22 protein-coding genes are annotated in these 18,906 nt (G+C 67.7%); 14 read left to right on the plus strand and 8 right to left on the minus strand.

Annotation, left to right across the window (positions count from 1 at the left end):
• Position 1: 1 nt before the first annotated feature.
• Positions 2–538, minus strand: a complete 537-nt coding sequence (locus tag V7E00_RS13330) for a superoxide dismutase family protein (RefSeq protein WP_333573126.1) — start codon at positions 536–538, stop codon at positions 2–4.
• A gap of 239 nt (positions 539–777) precedes the next feature.
• Here V7E00_RS13330 and V7E00_RS13335 point away from each other — a divergent pair, with 239 nt between their 5' ends.
• The 4 genes from V7E00_RS13335 to V7E00_RS13350 all read left to right on the plus strand — a co-directional run bounded on the left by V7E00_RS13335 (position 778) and on the right by V7E00_RS13350 (position 3,106).
• On the plus strand, positions 778–1,443 hold the full coding sequence (locus V7E00_RS13335) for a DUF4893 domain-containing protein (protein WP_333573127.1): 666 nt from the start codon (positions 778–780) through the stop codon (positions 1,441–1,443).
• A 190-nt stretch (positions 1,444–1,633) separates the two neighbouring features.
• Positions 1,634–2,299 (plus strand): opacity protein, encoded by a 666-nt coding sequence (locus V7E00_RS13340; protein WP_333573128.1) that lies wholly within the window; start codon positions 1,634–1,636, stop codon positions 2,297–2,299.
• A 91-nt stretch (positions 2,300–2,390) separates the two neighbouring features.
• Positions 2,391–2,807: a globin domain-containing protein gene (locus tag V7E00_RS13345; RefSeq protein ID WP_333573129.1), complete on the plus strand. Its 417-nt coding sequence runs from the start codon at positions 2,391–2,393 to the stop codon at positions 2,805–2,807.
• A gap of 71 nt (positions 2,808–2,878) precedes the next feature.
• Positions 2,879–3,106, plus strand: a complete 228-nt coding sequence (locus V7E00_RS13350) for a hypothetical protein (protein ID WP_333573130.1) — start codon at positions 2,879–2,881, stop codon at positions 3,104–3,106.
• 264 nt (positions 3,107–3,370) lie between these two features.
• On the opposite strand, the gene V7E00_RS13355 is transcribed toward V7E00_RS13350, so the two are convergent.
• A complete protein-coding gene (locus V7E00_RS13355; protein WP_333573131.1) occupies positions 3,371–4,240 on the minus strand; it encodes an SDR family oxidoreductase in 870 nt (289 codons plus the stop codon).
• Positions 4,241–4,346: 106 nt separating this feature from the next.
• Here V7E00_RS13355 and V7E00_RS13360 point away from each other — a divergent pair, with 106 nt between their 5' ends.
• Both V7E00_RS13360 and V7E00_RS13365 read left to right on the plus strand, forming a co-directional pair.
• Complete coding sequence (locus V7E00_RS13360; protein ID WP_333573132.1) at positions 4,347–5,234, plus strand: LysR family transcriptional regulator; 888 nt, start codon at positions 4,347–4,349, stop codon at positions 5,232–5,234.
• A 179-nt stretch (positions 5,235–5,413) separates the two neighbouring features.
• The gene (locus V7E00_RS13365) at positions 5,414–6,031 is read left to right on the plus strand and encodes a hypothetical protein (protein WP_333573133.1); all 618 of its coding nucleotides are present in this window, start codon (positions 5,414–5,416) and stop codon (positions 6,029–6,031) included.
• Positions 6,032–6,065: 34 nt separating this feature from the next.
• Here the strand turns inward: V7E00_RS13365 and V7E00_RS13370 are convergent, their stop codons facing one another.
• The 4 genes from V7E00_RS13370 to V7E00_RS13385 form a co-directional block, all read right to left on the minus strand.
• A complete protein-coding gene (locus V7E00_RS13370) occupies positions 6,066–7,376 on the minus strand; it encodes an amidohydrolase (RefSeq protein ID WP_333573134.1) in 1,311 nt (436 codons plus the stop codon).
• A gap of 66 nt (positions 7,377–7,442) precedes the next feature.
• Positions 7,443–8,069 (minus strand): DUF4893 domain-containing protein, encoded by a 627-nt coding sequence (locus tag V7E00_RS13375; RefSeq protein WP_333573135.1) that lies wholly within the window; start codon positions 8,067–8,069, stop codon positions 7,443–7,445.
• Complete coding sequence (locus V7E00_RS13380; protein ID WP_333573136.1) at positions 8,066–8,851, minus strand: 3-hydroxybutyrate dehydrogenase; 786 nt, start codon at positions 8,849–8,851, stop codon at positions 8,066–8,068. Before V7E00_RS13380 ends, V7E00_RS13375 begins: the two co-directional genes overlap by 4 nt.
• A gap of 14 nt (positions 8,852–8,865) precedes the next feature.
• Positions 8,866–10,014, minus strand: a complete 1,149-nt coding sequence (locus tag V7E00_RS13385) for a patatin-like phospholipase family protein (RefSeq protein ID WP_333573137.1) — start codon at positions 10,012–10,014, stop codon at positions 8,866–8,868.
• 114 nt (positions 10,015–10,128) lie between these two features.
• On the opposite strand from V7E00_RS13385, the gene ypfJ reads away from it, so the two are divergent.
• From ypfJ to V7E00_RS13400, 3 genes are read left to right on the plus strand one after another with little or no spacing between them, the layout of a single operon-like run.
• Positions 10,129–11,025, plus strand: coding sequence for a KPN_02809 family neutral zinc metallopeptidase (ypfJ, locus tag V7E00_RS13390; protein WP_333573138.1), 897 nt, complete (start codon positions 10,129–10,131; stop codon positions 11,023–11,025).
• A gap of 52 nt (positions 11,026–11,077) precedes the next feature.
• Positions 11,078–12,157 (plus strand): YjgN family protein, encoded by a 1,080-nt coding sequence (locus V7E00_RS13395; protein ID WP_333573139.1) that lies wholly within the window; start codon positions 11,078–11,080, stop codon positions 12,155–12,157.
• Positions 12,158–12,172: 15 nt separating this feature from the next.
• Positions 12,173–13,222, plus strand: a complete 1,050-nt coding sequence (locus V7E00_RS13400) for a M48 family metallopeptidase (RefSeq protein ID WP_333573140.1) — start codon at positions 12,173–12,175, stop codon at positions 13,220–13,222.
• Here the strand turns inward: V7E00_RS13400 and V7E00_RS13405 are convergent.
• Complete coding sequence (locus tag V7E00_RS13405) at positions 13,219–13,353, minus strand: hypothetical protein (RefSeq protein WP_333573141.1); 135 nt, start codon at positions 13,351–13,353, stop codon at positions 13,219–13,221. The genes V7E00_RS13400 and V7E00_RS13405 overlap by 4 nt on opposite strands.
• 107 nt (positions 13,354–13,460) lie before the next feature.
• Here V7E00_RS13405 and V7E00_RS13410 point away from each other — a divergent pair, with 107 nt between their 5' ends.
• The 5 genes from V7E00_RS13410 (at position 13,461) to V7E00_RS13430 (ending at position 16,670) form a co-directional block, all read left to right on the plus strand.
• Positions 13,461–14,192, plus strand: coding sequence for an alpha/beta hydrolase (locus V7E00_RS13410; protein WP_333573142.1), 732 nt, complete (start codon positions 13,461–13,463; stop codon positions 14,190–14,192).
• A complete protein-coding gene (locus V7E00_RS13415; protein WP_333573143.1) occupies positions 14,168–14,998 on the plus strand; it encodes a tetratricopeptide repeat protein in 831 nt (276 codons plus the stop codon). Before V7E00_RS13410 ends, V7E00_RS13415 begins: the two co-directional genes overlap by 25 nt.
• Before the next feature lie 63 nt (positions 14,999–15,061).
• On the plus strand, positions 15,062–15,496 hold the full coding sequence (locus V7E00_RS13420; protein ID WP_333573144.1) for a VOC family protein: 435 nt from the start codon (positions 15,062–15,064) through the stop codon (positions 15,494–15,496).
• Positions 15,497–15,500: 4 nt separating this feature from the next.
• The gene (gene gloB, locus V7E00_RS13425) at positions 15,501–16,235 is read left to right on the plus strand and encodes a hydroxyacylglutathione hydrolase (protein ID WP_333573145.1); all 735 of its coding nucleotides are present in this window, start codon (positions 15,501–15,503) and stop codon (positions 16,233–16,235) included.
• A gap of 27 nt (positions 16,236–16,262) precedes the next feature.
• On the plus strand, positions 16,263–16,670 hold the full coding sequence (locus V7E00_RS13430) for a DUF6491 family protein (protein ID WP_333573146.1): 408 nt from the start codon (positions 16,263–16,265) through the stop codon (positions 16,668–16,670).
• A 22-nt stretch (positions 16,671–16,692) separates the two neighbouring features.
• Here V7E00_RS13430 and V7E00_RS13435 read toward each other — a convergent pair whose 3' ends face one another.
• Positions 16,693–18,810, minus strand: coding sequence for a S9 family peptidase (locus V7E00_RS13435; RefSeq protein WP_333573147.1), 2,118 nt, complete (start codon positions 18,808–18,810; stop codon positions 16,693–16,695).
• Positions 18,811–18,906 lie beyond the last annotated feature (96 nt).

An 18,906-nucleotide genomic window follows, 5' to 3' on the forward strand; every position in this document is an offset into this window, starting at 1 on the left:
ATCAGGCGGTCTGGAATACGCCGCAGGCGATCCGGCCGCCGCTGTTGCCCGCCGGATCGCTCTTGTAGTCGTCCTCGCCGGCATGGACGACCAGCGCCGCGCCGTCCTGATCCATCAGCTGGTCGAAGGTGCCGCCGGCCAGCGTAAAGCTGATATGACCGTGCCCCTTCTCGTCGACCTTCATGTTCGGCAGGTCGCCCGCGTGCGGGCCCATCGGGTTTTCCTTGCCGTGCTTGGTGGCACCGGGGTTCCAGTGGCCGCCGGCGCTGGCGAAATCGGGCGCGGTGCAGGCTCCCGTGGTGTGGACATGCACGCCGTGCGGCCCCGGCGAGATGCCGTTCACATCGACCAGCACGCGGATCGATCCTTCCACCTGCTCCGCCACCGCAGTGCCGACAACCTTGCCGGCCGCATCGTGCAGCTCGGCCTGTGCGCGGAAGTGCCCGGCCATGTAGCGTTCGTTCTGCGCCGTTGTCGCGCAACCGCCCAGCAGCGCGCCGACCACCGCCACGCTTGCGCCGATTCCCCAAGCCTTCATACCCAGTCTCCCGACCAAATCCCTGAACCAGCGTAATGGGCCCTGCCGGCCGTCGTTCCAAGAGGTTGATTCGGTGGGTTCGGTTCATCTGCCGGCCTTGCACGGCGTATTGCTTCGGCTCGCCGCATCCTGCGGCACGCCCACCGCAGCTTTTACCTTTCGTTAACCTTCGTTTACGACTTTCCTTCGCGGGACCGTCGCGGCAAAGCGCGTCCCGTAGGTTCACAGGGGATTTTATCATGCACCGGCTCGCCTGCGCGATGCTTGCCTTGCCCTTGCTCGCTGGCTGTCAGCCTGGCAGCACGGGGACGGACCTACGGCCGATCGCCGTCGTCGAGATGCCGCCGCCACCGCCCTTGTGGCGGACGCGAATCGCGGAAGCGGACGTGCCGCGACTCGAGAGCCTGCCGAACAGCTGGCGCCAGCTGTACGAAGGCGTGCGGGCGCCGGTACGCAAGCTGCAGGGCGCCGTGCTCGATCCCGATGCCGGCCAGCCGCACCCGGCGCTGCCGCCCGGCTCCTATCGCTGCCGCACACTGCACCTGAAACCGGGTCCGGCCGGCCGTGCCCTGGTCCAGCCGAGCCCCGCCGGCTTCTGCTACATTTCCGCTGCGAACGAGACGGACGACCAGGCGCCGCTCGGCCTCGCCAAGCAGACCGGTACGGACATCGTTGCCGGCTATGTCTTCCCCGACGGCAAGCGCTATGTGTTCCTCGGCGCGCGGCAGGCGAAGGCGGGTGCCAACGATATCGGCTACGGCAATCCCGGCGCGCGCGACGTGGTCGGCATGGTCGAGCGGTTCGGCACCTTTCGCTGGCGGCTGGCGGTGCCGGGCGCGCTGCCCGGAAGCGTGGACGTCTATGAACTCACGCCCGTTCCGGCGGAGGTCCAGCCCAAGGGCTGACGCCTGAAAGTCGTTCATCGCGGCGACAGAAACCGTTGCCGCAGTGCAACACTTGTCGATCAAAGCTTCGCCGCGATGCAACCTTGCCGATCGCTGGGGCATTGTGCGCCCATCTCCGGCCGCCCCGCCTGTTGCAGCGGGCAAGCGCCGGGAGATATGTGTTTCACCAGCGTAGAGGTTTTCCCCCCCCATGCGTAAGATCATCGCCGTCGCGGCAGCTGCTGCCGCGCTCCCCTTCGCCGTCCCCGCCTTCGCCCAGGACGCCACCACCGGCGCCGGCACGATGGAGACGACCACCGCCGACGCCAGCGGCACCATGACCACGACTTCGGCGCAGGACGACACCCCGCGCGCGCCGGACGGCTCCAAGGCCTTCGGGATCGAGCCCTATGTCGGCGTGCTCGGCGGGTGGGAGCGTTTCGACCGTCAGGAAAACGCCGGCATTCCGATCCAGCCGAACAAGTATCGCCTTGACGGTGCGATGGTGCAGGGCGTCGTCGGCGTGAACGTGCCGCTCGGCCCGGTGTTCGTCGGAGCCGAAGGTAACGTCGCCAAGGGCGTGAGCGGCGACATCGATTGGGAATATGGCGCTGCGGGCCGCTTCGGCCTGCGCGCTGGCGACAGCGGCCTGATCTACGGCAAGGTCGGCTACCAGTGGGTCAATTTCGACAAGGTCGCCAACGCCAATCGCGACTATCACGCGATGACCTACGGCATCGGCGTCGAAGTCGGCCCGAAGGACATCGGCCTGGGCGGCATCACCGGCCGTAGCGGCCTGCGCCTGCGCCTCGAGATGAACACGTTCAGCGACGCGAAGAGCTTCCGCCCGATGGCGGGTGTGATCGCGCACTTCTAAGCGCCGAGCGCCGCCCTTCCGGGAACGGGAGGGCGGCACGCCGTTGATTCCCGTCAACCCGCGCGCGCCATTTTTCGGCTATGGCGCCTCCATGTCCGAGTCTTCCCTGCCCTTTGACCGCGTCGGCGGCGAAGAATCCGTCCGCGCGATCGTCGACCGCTTCTACGACCTGGTCGAGCAGGACCCTGCCTATGCGGCGCTCCACGCCATGCACCAGCCGGACCTGACAGCCCTCCGCCACTCGCTCACTCGCTTCCTGGTCGCCTGGCTCGGCGGCCCGCGCGACTGGTTCGAGGAACGGCCGGGCATGTGCATCATGGGCTTTCACCGCCAGTTGAAGGTCACCGCCCAGACCGCCGCGCAATGGGCGCACGCCATGGACCGGGCGATCGCCGCCGATCCGGGCATAGAACCCGAGACCGCCCGCCAGATGAGCGAGGCCCTCCACCGCATGTGCCGCGCCATGGCCGTGCAGGCCCGAACTGCCGCCGAGGCCGCTGCCGCCTGACCTCTTGTTGCTCCGCTTCGGAGCAGGTCACCGGCGCGTGCCGGGCGGCTTGCGCTACAAGGCGCGGCGTGATGAACGCGCGGATCACCCCCGTCGATACGCCGCTGGAAGTCGCCTGCGAGCATTGCGGCCGTCTGGGGGTAACGCGCGAAGCACGGGCGGAATGGAGCATCGCCGAGCAGGCGTGGGTGCTCAGCCATTTGTTCGATTTCGCCTTCTGCCATCACTGCCATCGCCCGACCCGCCCGATCGAAAGACCGGCGCGCGCGAAAGGGCCGACGGCAAAGGGAGCGGTTTGAAACGGGCGGCGCGGGTTAACCCCCTCTCGTGCCTCCCGCAGCGCGCAAGCGCGGGGGACGGGTCTGCCGGGGAAGCTCGGCAGGCCCGCAACTCGCAGGCGGGCGGGGCTCCGTACGCTCGCGGAAAAGCCGCGAAATGCTTTGATCGGCACCGGTTCCTGCAGCGAACGTGCGGCCGGTGCGCGGCTGCCGGGCCCCAAACACAGGGGCGCCCGCCGGGATCGCCCCTGCGACCGGACAAGCGCCCCCGGGACCCGCTTCCCCTCAGGCTTGGGCCGCGATCCTTTCGGCCGTCTCGCGATAGCCGTGCAACGGGCGGCCAAGCAGCGCGGTCAGTCGCGCGCGGTCGCCATCCTCGGGGATCATGCCGTCGCTCACATAACGCTCCGCCATCAGCCGCATTTCATAGGCGGTCCAACGCGGCAGGAACGTCGCCATGTTCGCCTCGAACCCGGCCGGATCGTTGCCGCCATAGACGACCGGGCGGCCCAGCACATCGGACCAGATGGCCGCCACATCGGTACCGGTCAGGGTATCGGGGCCGACCAGATTGATCGTCTCGATCGGCAGCTTGCCCGGCGCGTCGTGGCGGCGGATCAACTCGATCGCCGCAAGCTCGGCGATGTCGCGGGCATCGACCATGGCCAGCCCCTTGTCGCCGATGGGCATCGGGTACACTCCGTGCTGCAGGATCACGTCCTTCACCATCACCTCATTGTCGATGAAATAGGTCGGGCGCAGGATCGTGGCGCCGAAGTCCATCGCCTCCAGCATCCGTTCGGCGCCACGCTTCACCGCGAAGTGGGGAACGTTGACCGCCTGGTCGGCCCCGAACACCGACAGATAAACGACGCGGTCGACACCCGCCTCCCGCGCGATGTTCAGCGTGATGAGCGCCTGCGTGAACTCGTCGCCGGTCACCGCATTCAGGAGGAACAGCGTGCTGGTACCCGCGAAGGCGGCGCGCAGCGCATCGATGTCGAGCAGGTCGCCCTGCAGGACCTCGACACTTCCGGGGAAGTTCGCCTTGGCGGGGTCTCGCGTGAGCACGCGCACATCCGCCTCGCGACGAAGGAGTTGGTCGACAACGTGGCGGCCTACACGGCCGGTGGCTCCGATCACTAAGATGGTCATGAGGTTGGTCCCTTCATCAGGTCTTGCTGAGGAGCCAAAGATGCGTGATCCATATCCCTGCAAATAGACGGGCAATCTGGACACACCGTCTCACTGATGGAACATCATGGATCTGCTCGCGCTAGCTGACTTCACCCTCGTCGCCCGCCACGGCGGTTTCGGCAAAGCGGCCCGTGCCACGCTGCGACCGAAAGCCACGCTCTCCCGTCGCGTGAGCGAACTGGAAGCGGCGCTCGATCTGCGCCTGTTCGAACGCGGCCGGCGCGACCTCAAGCTGACCGAGGAAGGCCGCGCCCTTTTCGAGCGCGTCGGTGCGCTGCTGACCGAGCTGGAGGAGACGACCGCCGCCATTGCGTCTGGCGGCGGCCAAGTGCGGGGCCGATTGCGGATCAGCGCCCCGTTGCTGTTCTCGCAGACGGCAATGGGGCGCCTGGCGGCGGAGTTCGTTCGGCTCCATCCCGAGGTTCGTCTCGAGGTGACGACCGACGACCGCGCCGTGGACATGATCGAAGAAGGCTATGACCTCGTGATCCGCGTGGACCCCAAGCCGGACGACGCCCTGGTCGGCCGCCCCTTCCTGCGGGATCGTCTGGTGGTGGTGGCGCACCCGGAACTGCCGCGATCGGCAGGCGGACTCGTGCCCGCTGCCGTGCGGGGTGACGATCCCGCGCGCAGCTGGCGCATCGCCGCGCCGGACGGGCCGCTGGAGATTGCGATCGAGCCGGTGCTGCGCCTTTCCTCGCTCGTCATGATCCGCGACGCGGTCCTTGCCGGCGCGGGGATCGCGCGACTGCCGCTTTCGCTTGCGCTTCCGTGCATCACCAGCGGCCGACTGGCGCACTGGGGCGACGTGGTGCAATCGGATATCGCATTGTGGGCGCTCTACCCGTCGCGGCGGCTGCTCAGCGCCCGGGTTGCCGCGTTTCTCGAGCTGTTGCGCCGCGCCTTTCCCAACGCCGCGCCCGAGGAGCTCGCCGCATATCTCGAAGGCTGAAGCCGCACGCGAACCCTTCCGTTCGACGCAGCTTCGGGCCGCGGCTCCGGCCCGTTCGATGGGAGCGTGTGGCGGCAACCGGCCATGGTGCGGCAGCCGTCCCCCCGCTCAACGCTGGACGTCGCCGCAGCGCGCGCTAAGGGGAGGGGCAAGGCAACCGAACCTTTGGAGCGGCGCGCATGAATGATCAGGTTTCCCAGAGCTATGGCGCAGTGGCGGCGACCAGCGAGACCGGCTGGCTGACCACCTCCTTCGTCCTCATCGCGCTCGGCGCTGCACTGGCAGTCTTCATCCTGGTCTGGGGTAGCCGGCTCGCGATCCGCCGTCGTCAGGCACGGGCCGAGCTGGAGGAGCGGGGCGAACTCGAAGTCGCCGATGCGCCGGAGCCGCTGGGCACGCTGTCGCCGGCGCCCAGCGTTGCCGAAGTAGCGCCGCCCGCTCCCGAACCCACGCCGCTCGCCGACGAACCGATTGCGGCTGCTGCGCCGGTTGCCGCGCCCTCGGCTGCCCTCGCCGCCGACACCAATGCCGTCCCGGCACCGGCAGCGCCGGCGGCGCATGGCGACGACCTCACGCGCCTCAAGGGCGTCGGTCCCAAGCTTGCCGCGCGCCTCAATGAACTGGGCGTCACCCGCTTCGCCCAGCTGGCTGCTCTGGACGACGCGGCCGCCAAGGCACTCGATGCGCAGCTCGGCAGCTTCCAGGGCCGGATGACGCGCGACCGCTGGATCGAGCAGGCGCGGTTCCTCGCCGCCGGGGACACCGCCGGCTATGAGGCGGTGTTCGGCAAGCTCTGAGCATGTTCCCGGCGCGCCCGCCGGGAGCCGCCGTCTATCGCTTCAGGATGTCCAGCGCCGCCGCGGTCAGCGCCTCGGTCGCGGTGCCCACCACCGACTCGGCATCGGGCGCCCATTCGGCGCTGTGAAGCGACGGCAGCATCACCTTGCCGCCCTGCGCCGCGTCCCACTTGGCCTGTGGCACGCCGCCCACCCAGAAGATCGTGCTTTGGATGCTCTTGTCGGCCAGCCAGTAGCGGCTGAAATCCTCGCCGCCCATCACCGCCTTGGTCTCCACTACGCGATCCTTGCCGAACCGCGCGGCGAACAGGCCCTGCAAGCGGCCGGCAAGCGGCTGGGTGTTGAAGGTCGCCGGGGTATATTCGTCCTTCACCTTCATCACCGGCATGCGATCCTCCGGCACGCCCGCCGCGATCGCCTCGCCCCGGGCGATACGAGCGATGCCGTCGAGCAGCTGCTGCCGTGATTCCGGCGTGAAGCTGCGCACCGTGAGCAGCATCGTCACGTCGTTGCCGATGATGTTGTGCTTGGACCCGCCATGGATCGCACCCACCGTCACCACCGCCGGTTGCTGCGGATCCATTTCGCGACTGACCAGCGTCTGCAGCGTGGTCACGATCCGCGCGGCGAGCACGATCGGATCCTTGGTGGTGTGCGGATAGGCACCATGGCCGCCGACCCCCTTCACCACCAGATCAACCGAGTCGACATTGGCCAGCGCATAGCCCGGCGTGATGCCGATCTGCCCGGCCGGCAGGCTGGCACTGTCGTGGAAGGCGATCGCATAGCCGGGCTTGGGAAAGCGCGTGAACAGCCCGTCGTCGAGCATGTCCTTCGCGCCGCGGCCGCGCTCCTCGGCCGGCTGCGCGATCATCACGACCGTGCCGTGCCAGCGATCCTTCATCGCCGCGAGGTTGCGCAGCGTGCCGACCCAGCTCGCCATGTGCGTGTCGTGCCCGCAGGCATGCATCACGCCGCTCTCGATACCCTCGTCGGTCGTCGCGCGCACCTTGGAGGCGAAGGGCAGCCCGGTGTTCTCCACCACCGGCAGCCCGTCCATGTCGGCGCGGATCAGCAGCACGGGCCCCGTACCGTTGCGCAAAACCGCGACGACACCGGTACCCCCCACCTTCTCCGTAACCTCATAGCCTGCCTCGCGCGCAGCGGCGGCGAGCTTGGCTGCCGTCCGCACCTCGTGCAGGCTCAGCTCGGGATTGGCGTGGAGATCGCGGTAGAGCGCCATCAGCTGCGGCATCGCTTTCACCGTGGCGTCGCGCACCGGATCGGCGGCAGCGGCGGGCGTGCCGAGGCTCATCGCCCCGGCCAGCAGGAAAGACGTGAACATCGGGGCCCCTTTCGCATCATCGGCCCAAGTGTCACGCCTGTGCGCGCCTCTGTCAAACGCGGGGTGTCAGCCTGCGGGCGCGATCTCGATCACGTCCAGCTTCGACTCGAACGACGGATAGGGCAGCACCAGCCGCCAGCGCTTGTCGCTGATCCGCTCGCCATAGCCGATCATGTCGCGCTGGTCGTCGAGGCCGTAGCGAAGCGGCGCACTGTCATCCCCCACCGCCAGCGTGCCGAGGAAGATGACGCGCGCGGCCACGTCCGGGAAGAAATTCCCCTCCGGTCGCTGCACCCCGCCGTCGATGCGGAAATGCCGTACCTGCCCGTCCTCGCTGATCGCACAGGGCCGCCAGTCATAGGTGACGATCGCGCTGACGGCGGTGCCGCCACCGCCCAGCTTGAAGATGCGGCAGCGATAGGCACCGGCCGGCGGCATCGCCTCGGCCTGGCCGCGATCAGGATCGAACAGTTCCGGATCGCCGTCGATCAGCTTCGCGTCGGCGGCGCGGGCGAGCGGCAACGCCTCGCTCCACGCCTTGCGCCAGTTGCGCAGCTTGGTGCGATCGACATCGGTGGCGATCCGCCGCCAGCTGAGGCTGGTGTCCATCCCCGGGGTGGTCGCCTCGCGATAAACGCTGCACCCCGCCAGCGCGGCGCCGAGGCCGAGAAGGACGAGCGTGTGCCGCATCATTCGGCGGTCCAGCCGCCGTCGATCGAATAGTTCGATCCGGTGATCTGCGCGGCCTCGTCGCGGCACAGGAACAGCGCGAGCGCCGCCACCTGTTCCGGGAGCACGAATTCCTTGGTCGGCTGCGCATCGAGCAGCACGTCGTTGATCACCTGGTCGCGGGTCATCCCCCGCGTCTTCATCGTGTCCGGAATCTGGTTTTCGACCAGCGGCGTCCAGACATAGCCCGGCGAGATGCAGTTCACCGTGATGCCGTGCGTCGCCACTTCCAGCGCCGCCGTCTTGGTGAGGCCGGCCAGGCCGTGCTTGGCGGCGACATAGGCGGCCTTGTTGGGGCTCGCGACCAGGCTGTGCGCGCTGGCGGTGGCGATGATCCGGCCCCATTTGCGCGCCTTCATGCTGGGGATCGCCGCGCGCATCAGGTGGAAGGTCGAGCTGAGGTTGATCGCGAGGATCGCGTCCCACTTCTCGATCGGAAATTCGTCGATCGGCGACACATGCTGAATGCCGGCATTCGAGATGACGATGTCGACCGCGCCGAATTCACCCTCCGCGCGCGCCACCATCGCGGCGATCTGGTCGGGCTTGGTCATGTCGGCGGCATCGTACAGCGCCTTGCCGCCGCTGGTTCCGGCCAGCGCGGCGCGCTCCTTCTCGATCGCGTCCGCATCGCCGAAGCCGTTGATCAGCACGTTCGCGCCTTCGGCCGCCAGCGCCTTGGCATAAGCGAGGCCGATGCCCGAGGTGGACCCGGTGACGATCGCGGACTTGCCCTTGAGGAACATCGGCATACTCCTTGTTAACGCTGGGTGAGATCGAAGGCGGCGGTTTTGCCGTCGAGGATGTTCTGCGCGACGAGGCGCGCGTTCGCCATGGTCTCCGCCACAGCGATGCGGCCGGACTCCCAATGCTCGCGCATCGTCCGCGTGGAGAATTCAAAGTCGCGGGAGCCGCCTTCCCACAGCTTGGCGCGGTAGATCAGCTGCACGACGTTGACCGGGAACTCGGTCACCAGCTCGCGCACCGCCTGCACCTGCGGATCATCGGCCAGGTGCTCGGGGAGCTTGTCGAGCAGCCGCCGTACCGTCTCGCGCGCCTTGCGCAGCCGCAGCCGCTCGTCGGAAATGGCGCGGGTGCGGCTGGAGAACTGGATCTCCTTCTCGCGGCCCATCACGTCCATGATCGTGCGCGGCAGATCGTTTTCGGCTGGGAACAGGTCGACCTGGAAGACGAGCATCTCGGCCTCCTGCCGATCGAGGACGTGGGTGAGCGGGGTATTGGAGACGAGTCCCCCGTCCCAATACCAGCAGCCGTCGATCTCGACCGGCGGCAGCCCGGGCGGCAACGCACCAGACGCCATGATGTGCCGTGCATCGATGCGTTCGTCGCGCGTGTCGAAATAGCGGAAGTTGCCGCTGTGCAGATTGACGGCGCCGACCGAGAGGCGGACGGAACCGTTGTTGAGCAGATCCCAGTCGACCAGCCGGTCCAGCGTCTCGCGCAAGGGGCTGGAATCGTAGAAGCTCAGCGCCTCGGGCGTGCCGGGCACCGCGAAGGCAGGCGGGATCGGGCGCGGGCGGAAGAAGCCCGGCACGCCGCCCAGCATCACCGCGCCGGCCGACCATTCATGCGCGATCTCGCGCAGCTGATCGTTCATCGGCAGCGAGAAATCCGGCAGCGCGGAGGTGACCTGCTCCCAGAAGGCGCGGATCGCGCCCAGTCGCTTATCGGGCGGATTGCCGGCGAACAGCGCAGCGTTGACCGCGCCGATCGAGATGCCGGCCACCCAGTCCACCTCGATCCCCGCGGTGCCGAGCTCCTCGATGACGCCGGCCTGGAAGCTGCCGAGCGCTCCGCCCCCCTGCAGCACCAACGCGACGGTATCCGGCAACGGCATGCCCGGTCCGGCATGGCGGCGGCGGTGCGGGCGGGAGTCGGCATCGGCCATGGCAAGCGATGTGGCCCATCCCATGCTGCGGAGCAATACGAAGCTTGGTAGGGAGGCGTGCAACGCACGACGCGCTGGCGCATTGTGACGCTAGGCAAACAAAGGGGAGGCCCGATGCGGCTCGACGATCTGGATCCTACCGACAATGCTCGCGACCTGGGCTCGGGCGGCGGTGGCGGCGGCTTTCCGCTGCTGGGCCTGCTGCCCCTGTTCCTGGGCCGCGGCATGGGCTGCGGCGGCATCGTGCTGATCGGTATCATCGCGCTGGTGATGTTCGGCCTGGGCGGTGGCGGCGGGATGCTGGGGTCCAGTGGCGGCGGCGGCACTGCGGGCCGGTCGCCGACGGCGGGGCAGTCCGGCCAGCAGGTATGCCGCGTGGACGAGCGTCGACTGGAAGCCTGCCGCGTAATGCGCAGCACCGACATCACCTGGGAGAAGATCTTCCAGGAGATGGGCCGCAACGACTACAAGCCCGCGACGATCAACTTCTTCAAGGGCGGCGCCAATACCGGCTGCGGTGCCGCTACCTCCGCGGTTGGGCCGTTCTACTGCCCCAGCGACGACGGTGTGTATCTCGACACGGGCTTCTTTGACGAGTTGCAGAACCGCTTCGGCGCCAAGGGCGATTTCGCGCGCGACTATGTGATCGCGCACGAGATGGGGCATCACATCCAGGATCTGCTCGGCACGTCGACCGAAGTATCGCAGGCGCAGGCGCGTGGGTCGAAGACCGAAGGCAACCGCCTGTCGGTGAAGCTGGAGCTGCAGGCGGACTGCTATGCCGGCGTCTGGGCGGCGCGCAACCGCGACCGCCTGGAGCCGGGCGACATCGAGGAGGGCATGACCGCCGCAAATGCGATCGGCGACGACACCCTTCAGCGCGAGGCGCAGGGAACGGTGGTGCCGGACAGCTTCACCCACGGCACTTCGGCCCAGCGCATGGCATGGCTGAAGCGCGGCCTGGAAACCGGCGATCCGCGCCAGTGCGACACCTTCAACGCCGCGCAATGATCACATAACGTCAACCTTTGGCCGCTAGCCTTCGCGGCCAAAGGGGGACTTCATGGAACATCAGGACGAACGCGGCGCGTTTGAATTCACCGGATCGTGGCGCGAATATGCGCCGATCGCCTTCAGCAACCTGCTGCTCACCGTCGTGACGCTGGGGCTGTACAGCTTCTGGGGGCGCACCCGCACCCGGCGCTATCTGTGGAGCCACACCCGCTTCATCGACGATCAACTGGAATGGACCGGCACGGGCCGCGAACTGTTCCTTGGCACCGTGCTGGTGATGCTGCTCGTGTTCGTGCCGCTCGCCGCGATCAATCTGCTGGCCGGGGGGCTGGTGCTGCAGGGATCGACGGCTGGCCGCATCATCGGGGTGCTGCTGTTTCCGCTGAGCTATGGCTTCCTGTTCGCGCTGGGCGGCCTCGCGATCTTCCGCGCGCTCCGCTATCGCCTCAGCCGCACCTACTGGCACGGCATTCGCGGCGGCAGCGATGCGCAGGGGTTCCGCTACGCGCTCTCCTATGTCGGGCACTCGCTCGTCGGCAGCTTCGTGTTCGGCCTGCTGGTGCCCTGGGCAATGATCAGCATGTGGAACGAGCGCTGGAACGCGATGAGCTTCGGCCCTTATCCCTTCCGCAGCGGCGCCCTCACCAACGGCCTGATGCGGCGCTACCTGCCCTTCTATCTGGTCCCGCTGATGACGGTGATCCTCGCCCTGCTGCTCGCCTCCGCAGTGGGCATGAAGGCAGCCGACGGCCAGCCCAACCCGCTCTTCGTCATCGGTGGCGGAATCGTGCTGTACCTGTTGTTCGCCGGCCTGATGGGCCTGGTCGGCCTCAGCTATTACGCCGCCTATTTTCGTCAGGGGATCAACAACCTGACGCTGGGCCACCTGGAATTCGAGTTCACCGCCCGCACCAAAGACTGGCTGAAGTTGACGCTGGGCAACGCCGCCCTGGTGGTGTGTACACTTGGCATCGGCGCGGCTTTCGTCAGCTATCGCAACTGGGCTTTCTTCGTCCGGCACCTTCGTGCTTATGGTACGCTGGACGCGGACCAGTTCACCCAGTCGACCACGCCTTCCCCCCGCCAGGGCGAAGGACTGTTCGAGAGCCTGGACATGGGCGCGTTCTGAGGGAAGGGGCAGCAGGTGGAAACTCGGGTCTGGCACTATGACGGCCGCAGCGCGCAACGACGGATGCCGGCCATCGCGCCGGCCGCCGACGAGCGCTATTTCACGCTGCACGGCGACGATGCCGAACCCGGCCCCTATGCCTTCGCCGATCTGGAGCCGCACGGCACCTCGCATCACGAACGCGCCTTCGGCCTGAAGGGGCGGCCGGGATGGCGGATCACCTTCATGGAGTTTCCGCCCTCCGAAATCGCCGTCCAGTTGCCAAAGCCGCCACGTTACGGAACGTGGATCGACCGATTTGGCCTGTGGCGGTCAGCCGGCGTGCTCGCGGTGCTCGCGATCCTGGTGGTGGGTTTCACGCTCAAGCTGCCGCCGCTGATCGCACGGCTGATCCCGGAATCGGTCGAGCAGCGCATGGGGCGGTTGATGGTCGGCAATCTCGGCACCTATGCCTGTTCGACGCCGAAGGGCGATGCCGCGCTCAAGGCGCTGGGCGCCCGGCTGCGCCAGGGCGACAACGTGACCATCCGGGTCGTCCACGCGCCCATGGTCAACGCGGTGGCATTCCCGGGCGGGCAGGTCGTGCTGTTCGACGGGCTGATCCAGAATGCCGCCTCGCCCGATGAGGTTGCCGGCGTGCTGGGCCATGAGCTCGGCCATGTCGCACACCGCGACGGGATGGAATCGCTGGTCCGCCAATATGGCCTCAGGCTGCTGCTCGGCGGCTTCGACAGCAATATAAGCGGCTATGGCAACGCGCTGCTCAACGCCCGCTATTCGCGCAAGGCTGAAGCGGGGGCGGACGGCTATGCCATCGGTCGGCTGCAGGCCGCCGACATTTCCCCGCTGCCGACCGCGGCGCTGTTCGCGCGCTTGGCGCAGCAGGACAAGGAGCCCGGCAATGCCGGTACGCTGCTGAACTATCTTTCCTCGCACCCGCTCTCCACATCGCGCGAACAGGCGTTCAAGAGGAGCGTGCAACGGGGGGCCGCCTATCGGCCGGCACTCGACGCGGCGCAGTGGCAGGCGCTCCGCACGATGTGCGGTGATTCGCCCCCGCGTTAGGGCAGCAGGTCGATCAGCTTGCCGGCAAGGACCGACAGGCCCGACACCGCGATGGCGGCGCCGAAGATCAGCTGGGTGCCGGGGACGAACCGGCGGACCGGCAGGGCGATGGCTTTCTCTACAGTGCTCATGCCTTGTATCTGCTCCTTCGGGCCGGCGATGTCCTACGATCAATCCCGATATCGGTGATCGGTTCCATCGCTGGCGGGCCGAGGGACGAGCCGCTACACCAATGCGCATGACCAGCCCCGCTCTTGCGCACCACCACAGCCCGGGCACATCGCCCACCATCGTCTTCCTGCCCGGCTACCGATCGGACATGCAGGGATCCAAGGTGCTCGCGCTCGAAGCGTGGGCGCAGGCGCGCGGCCAGGCATTTCTGCGCTTTGATTATGCCGGTTGCGGCGAGAGCCCCGGCGCATTCGAGGACCAGACGCTGGCGAGCTGGCGCGACGATGCGCTGCGGATGATCGATAGCCTGGTGGAAGGCCCGGTGGTGCTGGTCGGCTCGTCGATGGGCGGCTGGCTGATGCTGCTGGTGGCGGCAGCGCGGCCAGACCGCGTGGCCGGCATGATCGGGATCGCCGCCGCCCCCGATTTCACCCGCTGGGGCTTCACCGATGCGGAGAAGCAGACCCTGGCCGACAAGGGCCGCCTCGAACAGCCGAGCGACTATGGTCCCGAACCGATGGTCACCACCCTCCCCTTCTGGACGTCGGGCGAGGCCAATCTGGTGCTGGAAGCGCCGATCCCGTTCGCCGGGCCCGTCCGCCTGCTCCAGGGCCAGTGCGACGCGGAAGTGCCGTGGAAACTGGCGCTCCGCCTTGCCGAGACGCTCCGTTCAGACGATGTGCAGGTGACGCTGGTCAAGGGCGGCGACCACCGCCTGTCGCGCGATGCCGACATCCGCCTGCTGCTCCGCGCCACCGAGGACGTACTGATCGCATGCTCTTCTCCCTCCTCCTGCTGATCGCCCAGCAGCAGACCCCGGCGATTCCGCCCAAGGCCGGCCCGGTGCTGCGCGACGCGGAGCGCGCCCGCGCCGCCGCGGCAAAGGCGGCTGCACCGGCCCCGGCCGGCGAGCCGCCGCGCTTCACCAAGTGCATGGATCTCGCCACCGGCGATCCTGCCGCGGCCATCGACGACGCGGTGCGGTGGACAGGCGAGAAGGGCGGCATGTTCGCGCGCCAGTGCCTGGCGGTCGCCTATGCCAACCAGGCCCGCTGGGATTCGGCCGCTACCGCATTCGAGGAAGCCGCCGGCGAGGCGGAGACGGCCAAGGACAGCAAGCGCGCGGCCACCTACTGGACCCAGGCCGGCAATGCCTGGCTTGCCGCCAAGAAGCCGCCCAAGGCCGGGGCCGCGATCAACGCCGCCCTCGCTTCCGGCATGCTCCAGGGGCTGGCGCTGGGCGAAGCCTATCTGGACCGCGCCCGCGCCGCCGTCGCTTCGGGCGAGAATGCCGGAGCGCGGGCGGACATCGACGTCGCGATCGCCAAGGCCGGCGACGATCCGCTCGCCTGGCTGCTCTCCGCCACGCTCGCGCGGCGGATGAACGATCTGCCCCGCGCGCAAAAGGACATTGCCGAGGCGGTGAAGCGCGCCGGCGACGACGCCGCGGTCCAGCTCGAGGCCGGCAATGTCGCTGCCGCCGGGGGCGACGAAGCCGGTGCCAAGGCAGCCTGGAACAAGGTGATCGCCGCCGCCCCGGGCAGCCCCCAGGCCAGCGCCGCCCGCGCCGCGCTGGCGCAGTTCGACACGGCCCCGGCGAAGTAGCGGGTGGAACGCGGACGCGGGGGCTCCTATCTGGCGGGAAAGATCCATCCAGGGAGTGCCCCCGTGAAGTTCCTCCACACCATGATCCGCGTCACCGATCCCGATGCGACGATCGCCTTTTTCGCGTTGCTCGGCCTGAAGGAAACGCACCGCATCACCAGCGAGAAGGGCCGCTTCACGCTGATCTATCTCGCCAGCGATGCCGACATCGATCCTGCCACCGGCCGCGGCACTGCCGAGGTGGAACTGACCCATAACTGGGATCCCGAACCCTATACCGGCGGCCGCAATTTCGGGCATCTCGCTTTCCAGGTCGAGAATATCTACGAAACCTGCCAGCGGCTGCAGGATGCAGGCGTGACGATCAACCGTCCGCCGCGCGATGGCCACATGGCGTTCGTGCGCACGCCCGACGACATCTCGATCGAACTGCTCCAGGACGGCCATCTGCCGCCGCAGGAGCCCTGGGCCTCGATGCCGAACACCGGCGTGTGGTGAGCGCATGACCGCGCTCCAGATCGTCCGCCTTCCGGCGCTCAGCGACAATTACGTCTGGCTGGTGCACGACCCCGTCTCCGCCGAGACCATCGTGGTCGATCCGGCCCAGGCCGCGCCGGTGCTCGATGCGCTGGCGACGCGCGGCTGGGCGCTGACGGCGATCTGGAACACCCACTGGCACCCGGATCATACCGGCGGCAACGCCGAGCTCAAGGCCGACACCGGCTGCACCGTGATCGCCCCGGCGGCCGAAGCGGCGAAGATTCCCACCGCCGATCGGCTGGTCGGCGAAGGCGATGTTGTGGCGATCGGCGGCCACCGTGCAGTGGTGCTCGAGGTGCCGGCGCATACCGCAGGCCACATCGCCTATCACTTCGCCGACGATGCGATCGTCTTCGTCGGCGATACCCTGTTCGCGATGGGCTGCGGCCGGCTGTTCGAGGGCACGGCCGAGCAGATGTTCGCCAATATGCAGCGGCTCGCCGCCCTGCCGGACGCGACGCTGGTATATTGCGCGCACGAATACACTCTCTCGAATGGCCGCTACGCGCTGGTCGCGGAACCGGAGAACGCCGCCATCCGCCACCGCATGGCAGACGTGGAGCGCCTGCGTGCCGAGGGCGAAGCCACCGTGCCCACCACGATCGCGGCCGAGCGGGCCACGAATCCCTTTCTCCGCGCGGCGGATGCGCGCATGCTCGCCGAACGACGCGCTGCTAAGGATAGTTTTGCCGGCTGACGCGTAGGAACCAGGAGGAGAGAGAGGATGCGTTTCGCCATCATCGCGGCCGCCGGCCTGGCGCTTGCCGGCTGTGCCCAGAATGCCGAATATCAGGCGCAGCGGGACGCGCAGGCCCGGCGCGAGCTCGCCGATGCGCTGGGCGATCGCGTGCCGGGAAAGCCACAGGACTGCATCAACCCCGGCATGACCGACGGGCCCCAGATCATCGACACGCGCACGCTGATCTATCGGCAGGGCACGCGGCTCTATCGCAACGATCTCGCCGCCGACTGCCCCTCGCTGGCGCCGCTGACGACGGTGATCGTGGAGATGCGCGGCAGCCAGCTCTGCCGAAACGACCAGTTCCGCGTGCTGACGCCAGGGACGACCATCCCCAGCGGCTATTGCCGGATGGGCAAGTTCACCCCCTATACCCGGCCTAAGGGCGGCTGACCGGCAGCCGCCCCCGGGCACCTCACTGCACCTTCAGCTGGTCCAGCGCGAAGGCGAGATATTCCGCGCTCTGCTTGTAGCGCTCGAACCGGCCGGATTTGCCGCCATGGCCGGCTTCCATGTTGACGCGGAACACCAGCGGGTTGGCATCGGTCTTGGTCGCGCGCAGCCTGGCCACCCATTTGGTCGGCTCGTAATATTGCACCTGGCTGTCCCACAGCCCGGTGCCGACATAAAGCGCCGGATAGGCCTGCGCCGATACGTTGTCGTAGGGCGAGTAGCTCAGCATATAGTCGTAATAGCGCTGCTCGGCCGGGTTGCCCCACTCGTCAAACTCGCCGGTGGTCAGCGGGATCGAGGTGTCGAGCATCGTCGTCACCACATCGACGAACGGTACCTGCGCGATGACCACGCGATAGTCCTGCGGCGCCATGTTGGCGACCGCGCCCATCAGCAACCCGCCCGCGCTGCCGCCCATCGCCGCAACCCGGCCCTTTGCGGCATAGCCCTGGTCCACCAGGAAGCGGGTCACGTCGATGAAGTCGGTGAAGCTGTTCTTCTTGTGGAAGATCTTGCCGTCATCATACCAGCGCCGGCCCATCTCCTGCCCGCCGCGGATATGCGCGATGGCATAGACCATGCCGCGATCGAGCATGCTCGGCAGCGTGGGATTGAAGCTCGGATCGGTGGAATAGCCGTAGCTGCCATAGGCGTACTGGAACAGCGCGGCGGTGCCGTTCTTCTGGAAGGTCCTGGCATGGACCAGGCTCACCGGCACCTTCGTCCCGTCCCGCGCCGTTGCCCAGACTCGCTCCGTCACATATTTGCTCGCGTCATAGCCCGGCACCGGCTGCACCTTCAGCACCGTGCGCTTGCCGGTCGCGGCATTGACCTCATAGGTCGTCGTCGGCGTCACCAGCGAGCCATAGGTGTAGCGCAGCACCGGGCTGGCCGGATCCTCGTTGGTGTCGAGATCCATCACATAGGCAGGCTCGTCCGCCTCCACGAAGCTGCTCTTGCCGGCCGGCGTCAGCATTCGCAGCCGCTTGTTGCCGCCCGATCGCTCCTCGATCGCGAGGAAGCGGTCGAAGGGCTGAAAATTCTCGATGAACACGCTGTCGCTGGTCGGCACCAGGTCGGTCCATGCCGCGCGGCCCGCGGCGGCCCTGGCATCCGGCACCACCATGATCCGGTAGTTGGGCGCCTGGAAGTTGGTGCGGATGATCCAGCGTCCGCCCAGGTGATCGGCATTGTACAGGAAGTCCCGCTGGCGCGGCGCGACCGGCGTGAACGCCACCGGGTTGGCGGCCGGCGCGCAGCGCTGCTCGTCGCTTACCGTGGAATGGAGATTGATGCAGATATAGCGCTCGTCGGTCGTCGCTCCGATGCTCATGTAGAAGGTGTCGTCCTTCTCGGTATAGACCAGCCGGTCGGCCGAGGCGGGAGTGCCGAGCACATGCGCCTTGACGCGCGTGCCGAGCAGCGTCACCGGATCCTTCTCGACATAGAAGATCGTGCTTCCGTCGGCGGACCAGACAAGCCCCGCTTCGATGTTGCTCACGGTATCGGCCAGCATCTTGCCGGTGGCGATATCCTTCACCTTCAGCACATATTGCCGGCGACCGACAATGTCCTCGGCCCAGGCGATGCGGGTGTTGTCGGGGCTCACCCGCCAGTTGCCGATCTGGAAGAAACCCTTGCCCTTCGCCATGGCCGGCTGGTCGAACAGCACCTGCTCGGGTGCCGTCATGCTGCCCTTGCGGCGCGCAACCACGGCATAGTCGGCGCCGGTGTCGAAGCGGGTATAATAGAAATAACCATGCTTGGCGTAGGGGACCGACGCGTCGTCCTGTTTGATGTGCCCGACGATCTCCTGATACAGCACATCCGCCTTCGGCTTGGTCGGCGCCAGCACCGCATCGGCATAGGCATTCTCGGCGGCGAGATAGGCGAGCATCTCGGGGTTCTTCCGCGTGTCGTCACGGAGCCAGTAATAGGGGTCCTCGCGCGTCGCGCCGAACGGCGCCTTCACGGTGTAGGGCTTCTTCGCGGCGACGGGCGGCGTTGGCGCAGCGGTCTGGGCGACGAGCGGCGCGGCGGCGACGCCGGCCAGCAGCGTGACGAGGATGAGCTTTTGCATGGATTCCCCCGGGATCGAGTCGATCGCGGGAAGGTGCCAGAACGCCGGGGCACTTCAAGCCCCTCCTCCTTGGAGGAGGGGTTGGGGTGGAGGGAT

This window comes from Sphingomonas sp., assembly GCF_036731925.1.
Classification (GTDB): domain Bacteria; phylum Pseudomonadota; class Alphaproteobacteria; order Sphingomonadales; family Sphingomonadaceae; genus Sphingomonas.

Excerpts from the sequence above, each read along its gene's own strand:
- V7E00_RS13395 (WP_333573139.1), top strand. The coding sequence starts at position 11,078 with ATGGAACATCAGGACGAACGCGGCGCGTTTGAATTCACCGGATCGTGG.
- V7E00_RS13430 (WP_333573146.1), top strand. The coding sequence starts at position 16,263 with ATGCGTTTCGCCATCATCGCGGCCGCCGGCCTGGCGCTTGCCGGCTGT.
- V7E00_RS13375 (WP_333573135.1), bottom strand. The coding sequence starts at position 8,069 with ATGATGCGGCACACGCTCGTCCTTCTCGGCCTCGGCGCCGCGCTGGCG.
- V7E00_RS13415 (WP_333573143.1), top strand. The coding sequence starts at position 14,168 with ATGCTCTTCTCCCTCCTCCTGCTGATCGCCCAGCAGCAGACCCCGGCG.
- V7E00_RS13405 (WP_333573141.1), bottom strand. The coding sequence starts at position 13,353 with ATGAGCACTGTAGAGAAAGCCATCGCCCTGCCGGTCCGCCGGTTCGTC.
- gloB (WP_333573145.1), top strand. The coding sequence starts at position 15,501 with ATGACCGCGCTCCAGATCGTCCGCCTTCCGGCGCTCAGCGACAATTAC.
- V7E00_RS13330 (WP_333573126.1), bottom strand. The coding sequence starts at position 538 with ATGAAGGCTTGGGGAATCGGCGCAAGCGTGGCGGTGGTCGGCGCGCTG.
- V7E00_RS13335 (WP_333573127.1), top strand. The coding sequence starts at position 778 with ATGCACCGGCTCGCCTGCGCGATGCTTGCCTTGCCCTTGCTCGCTGGC.
- V7E00_RS13435 (WP_333573147.1), bottom strand. The coding sequence starts at position 18,810 with ATGCAAAAGCTCATCCTCGTCACGCTGCTGGCCGGCGTCGCCGCCGCG.
- V7E00_RS13340 (WP_333573128.1), top strand. The coding sequence starts at position 1,634 with ATGCGTAAGATCATCGCCGTCGCGGCAGCTGCTGCCGCGCTCCCCTTC.
- V7E00_RS13350 (WP_333573130.1), top strand. The coding sequence starts at position 2,879 with ATGAACGCGCGGATCACCCCCGTCGATACGCCGCTGGAAGTCGCCTGC.
- V7E00_RS13410 (WP_333573142.1), top strand. The coding sequence starts at position 13,461 with ATGACCAGCCCCGCTCTTGCGCACCACCACAGCCCGGGCACATCGCCC.
- V7E00_RS13365 (WP_333573133.1), top strand. The coding sequence starts at position 5,414 with ATGAATGATCAGGTTTCCCAGAGCTATGGCGCAGTGGCGGCGACCAGC.
- ypfJ (WP_333573138.1), top strand. The coding sequence starts at position 10,129 with ATGCGGCTCGACGATCTGGATCCTACCGACAATGCTCGCGACCTGGGC.
- V7E00_RS13355 (WP_333573131.1), bottom strand. The coding sequence starts at position 4,240 with ATGACCATCTTAGTGATCGGAGCCACCGGCCGTGTAGGCCGCCACGTT.
- V7E00_RS13380 (WP_333573136.1), bottom strand. The coding sequence starts at position 8,851 with ATGTTCCTCAAGGGCAAGTCCGCGATCGTCACCGGGTCCACCTCGGGC.
- V7E00_RS13360 (WP_333573132.1), top strand. The coding sequence starts at position 4,347 with ATGGATCTGCTCGCGCTAGCTGACTTCACCCTCGTCGCCCGCCACGGC.
- V7E00_RS13370 (WP_333573134.1), bottom strand. The coding sequence starts at position 7,376 with ATGTTCACGTCTTTCCTGCTGGCCGGGGCGATGAGCCTCGGCACGCCC.
- V7E00_RS13345 (WP_333573129.1), top strand. The coding sequence starts at position 2,391 with ATGTCCGAGTCTTCCCTGCCCTTTGACCGCGTCGGCGGCGAAGAATCC.
- V7E00_RS13385 (WP_333573137.1), bottom strand. The coding sequence starts at position 10,014 with ATGGCCGATGCCGACTCCCGCCCGCACCGCCGCCGCCATGCCGGACCG.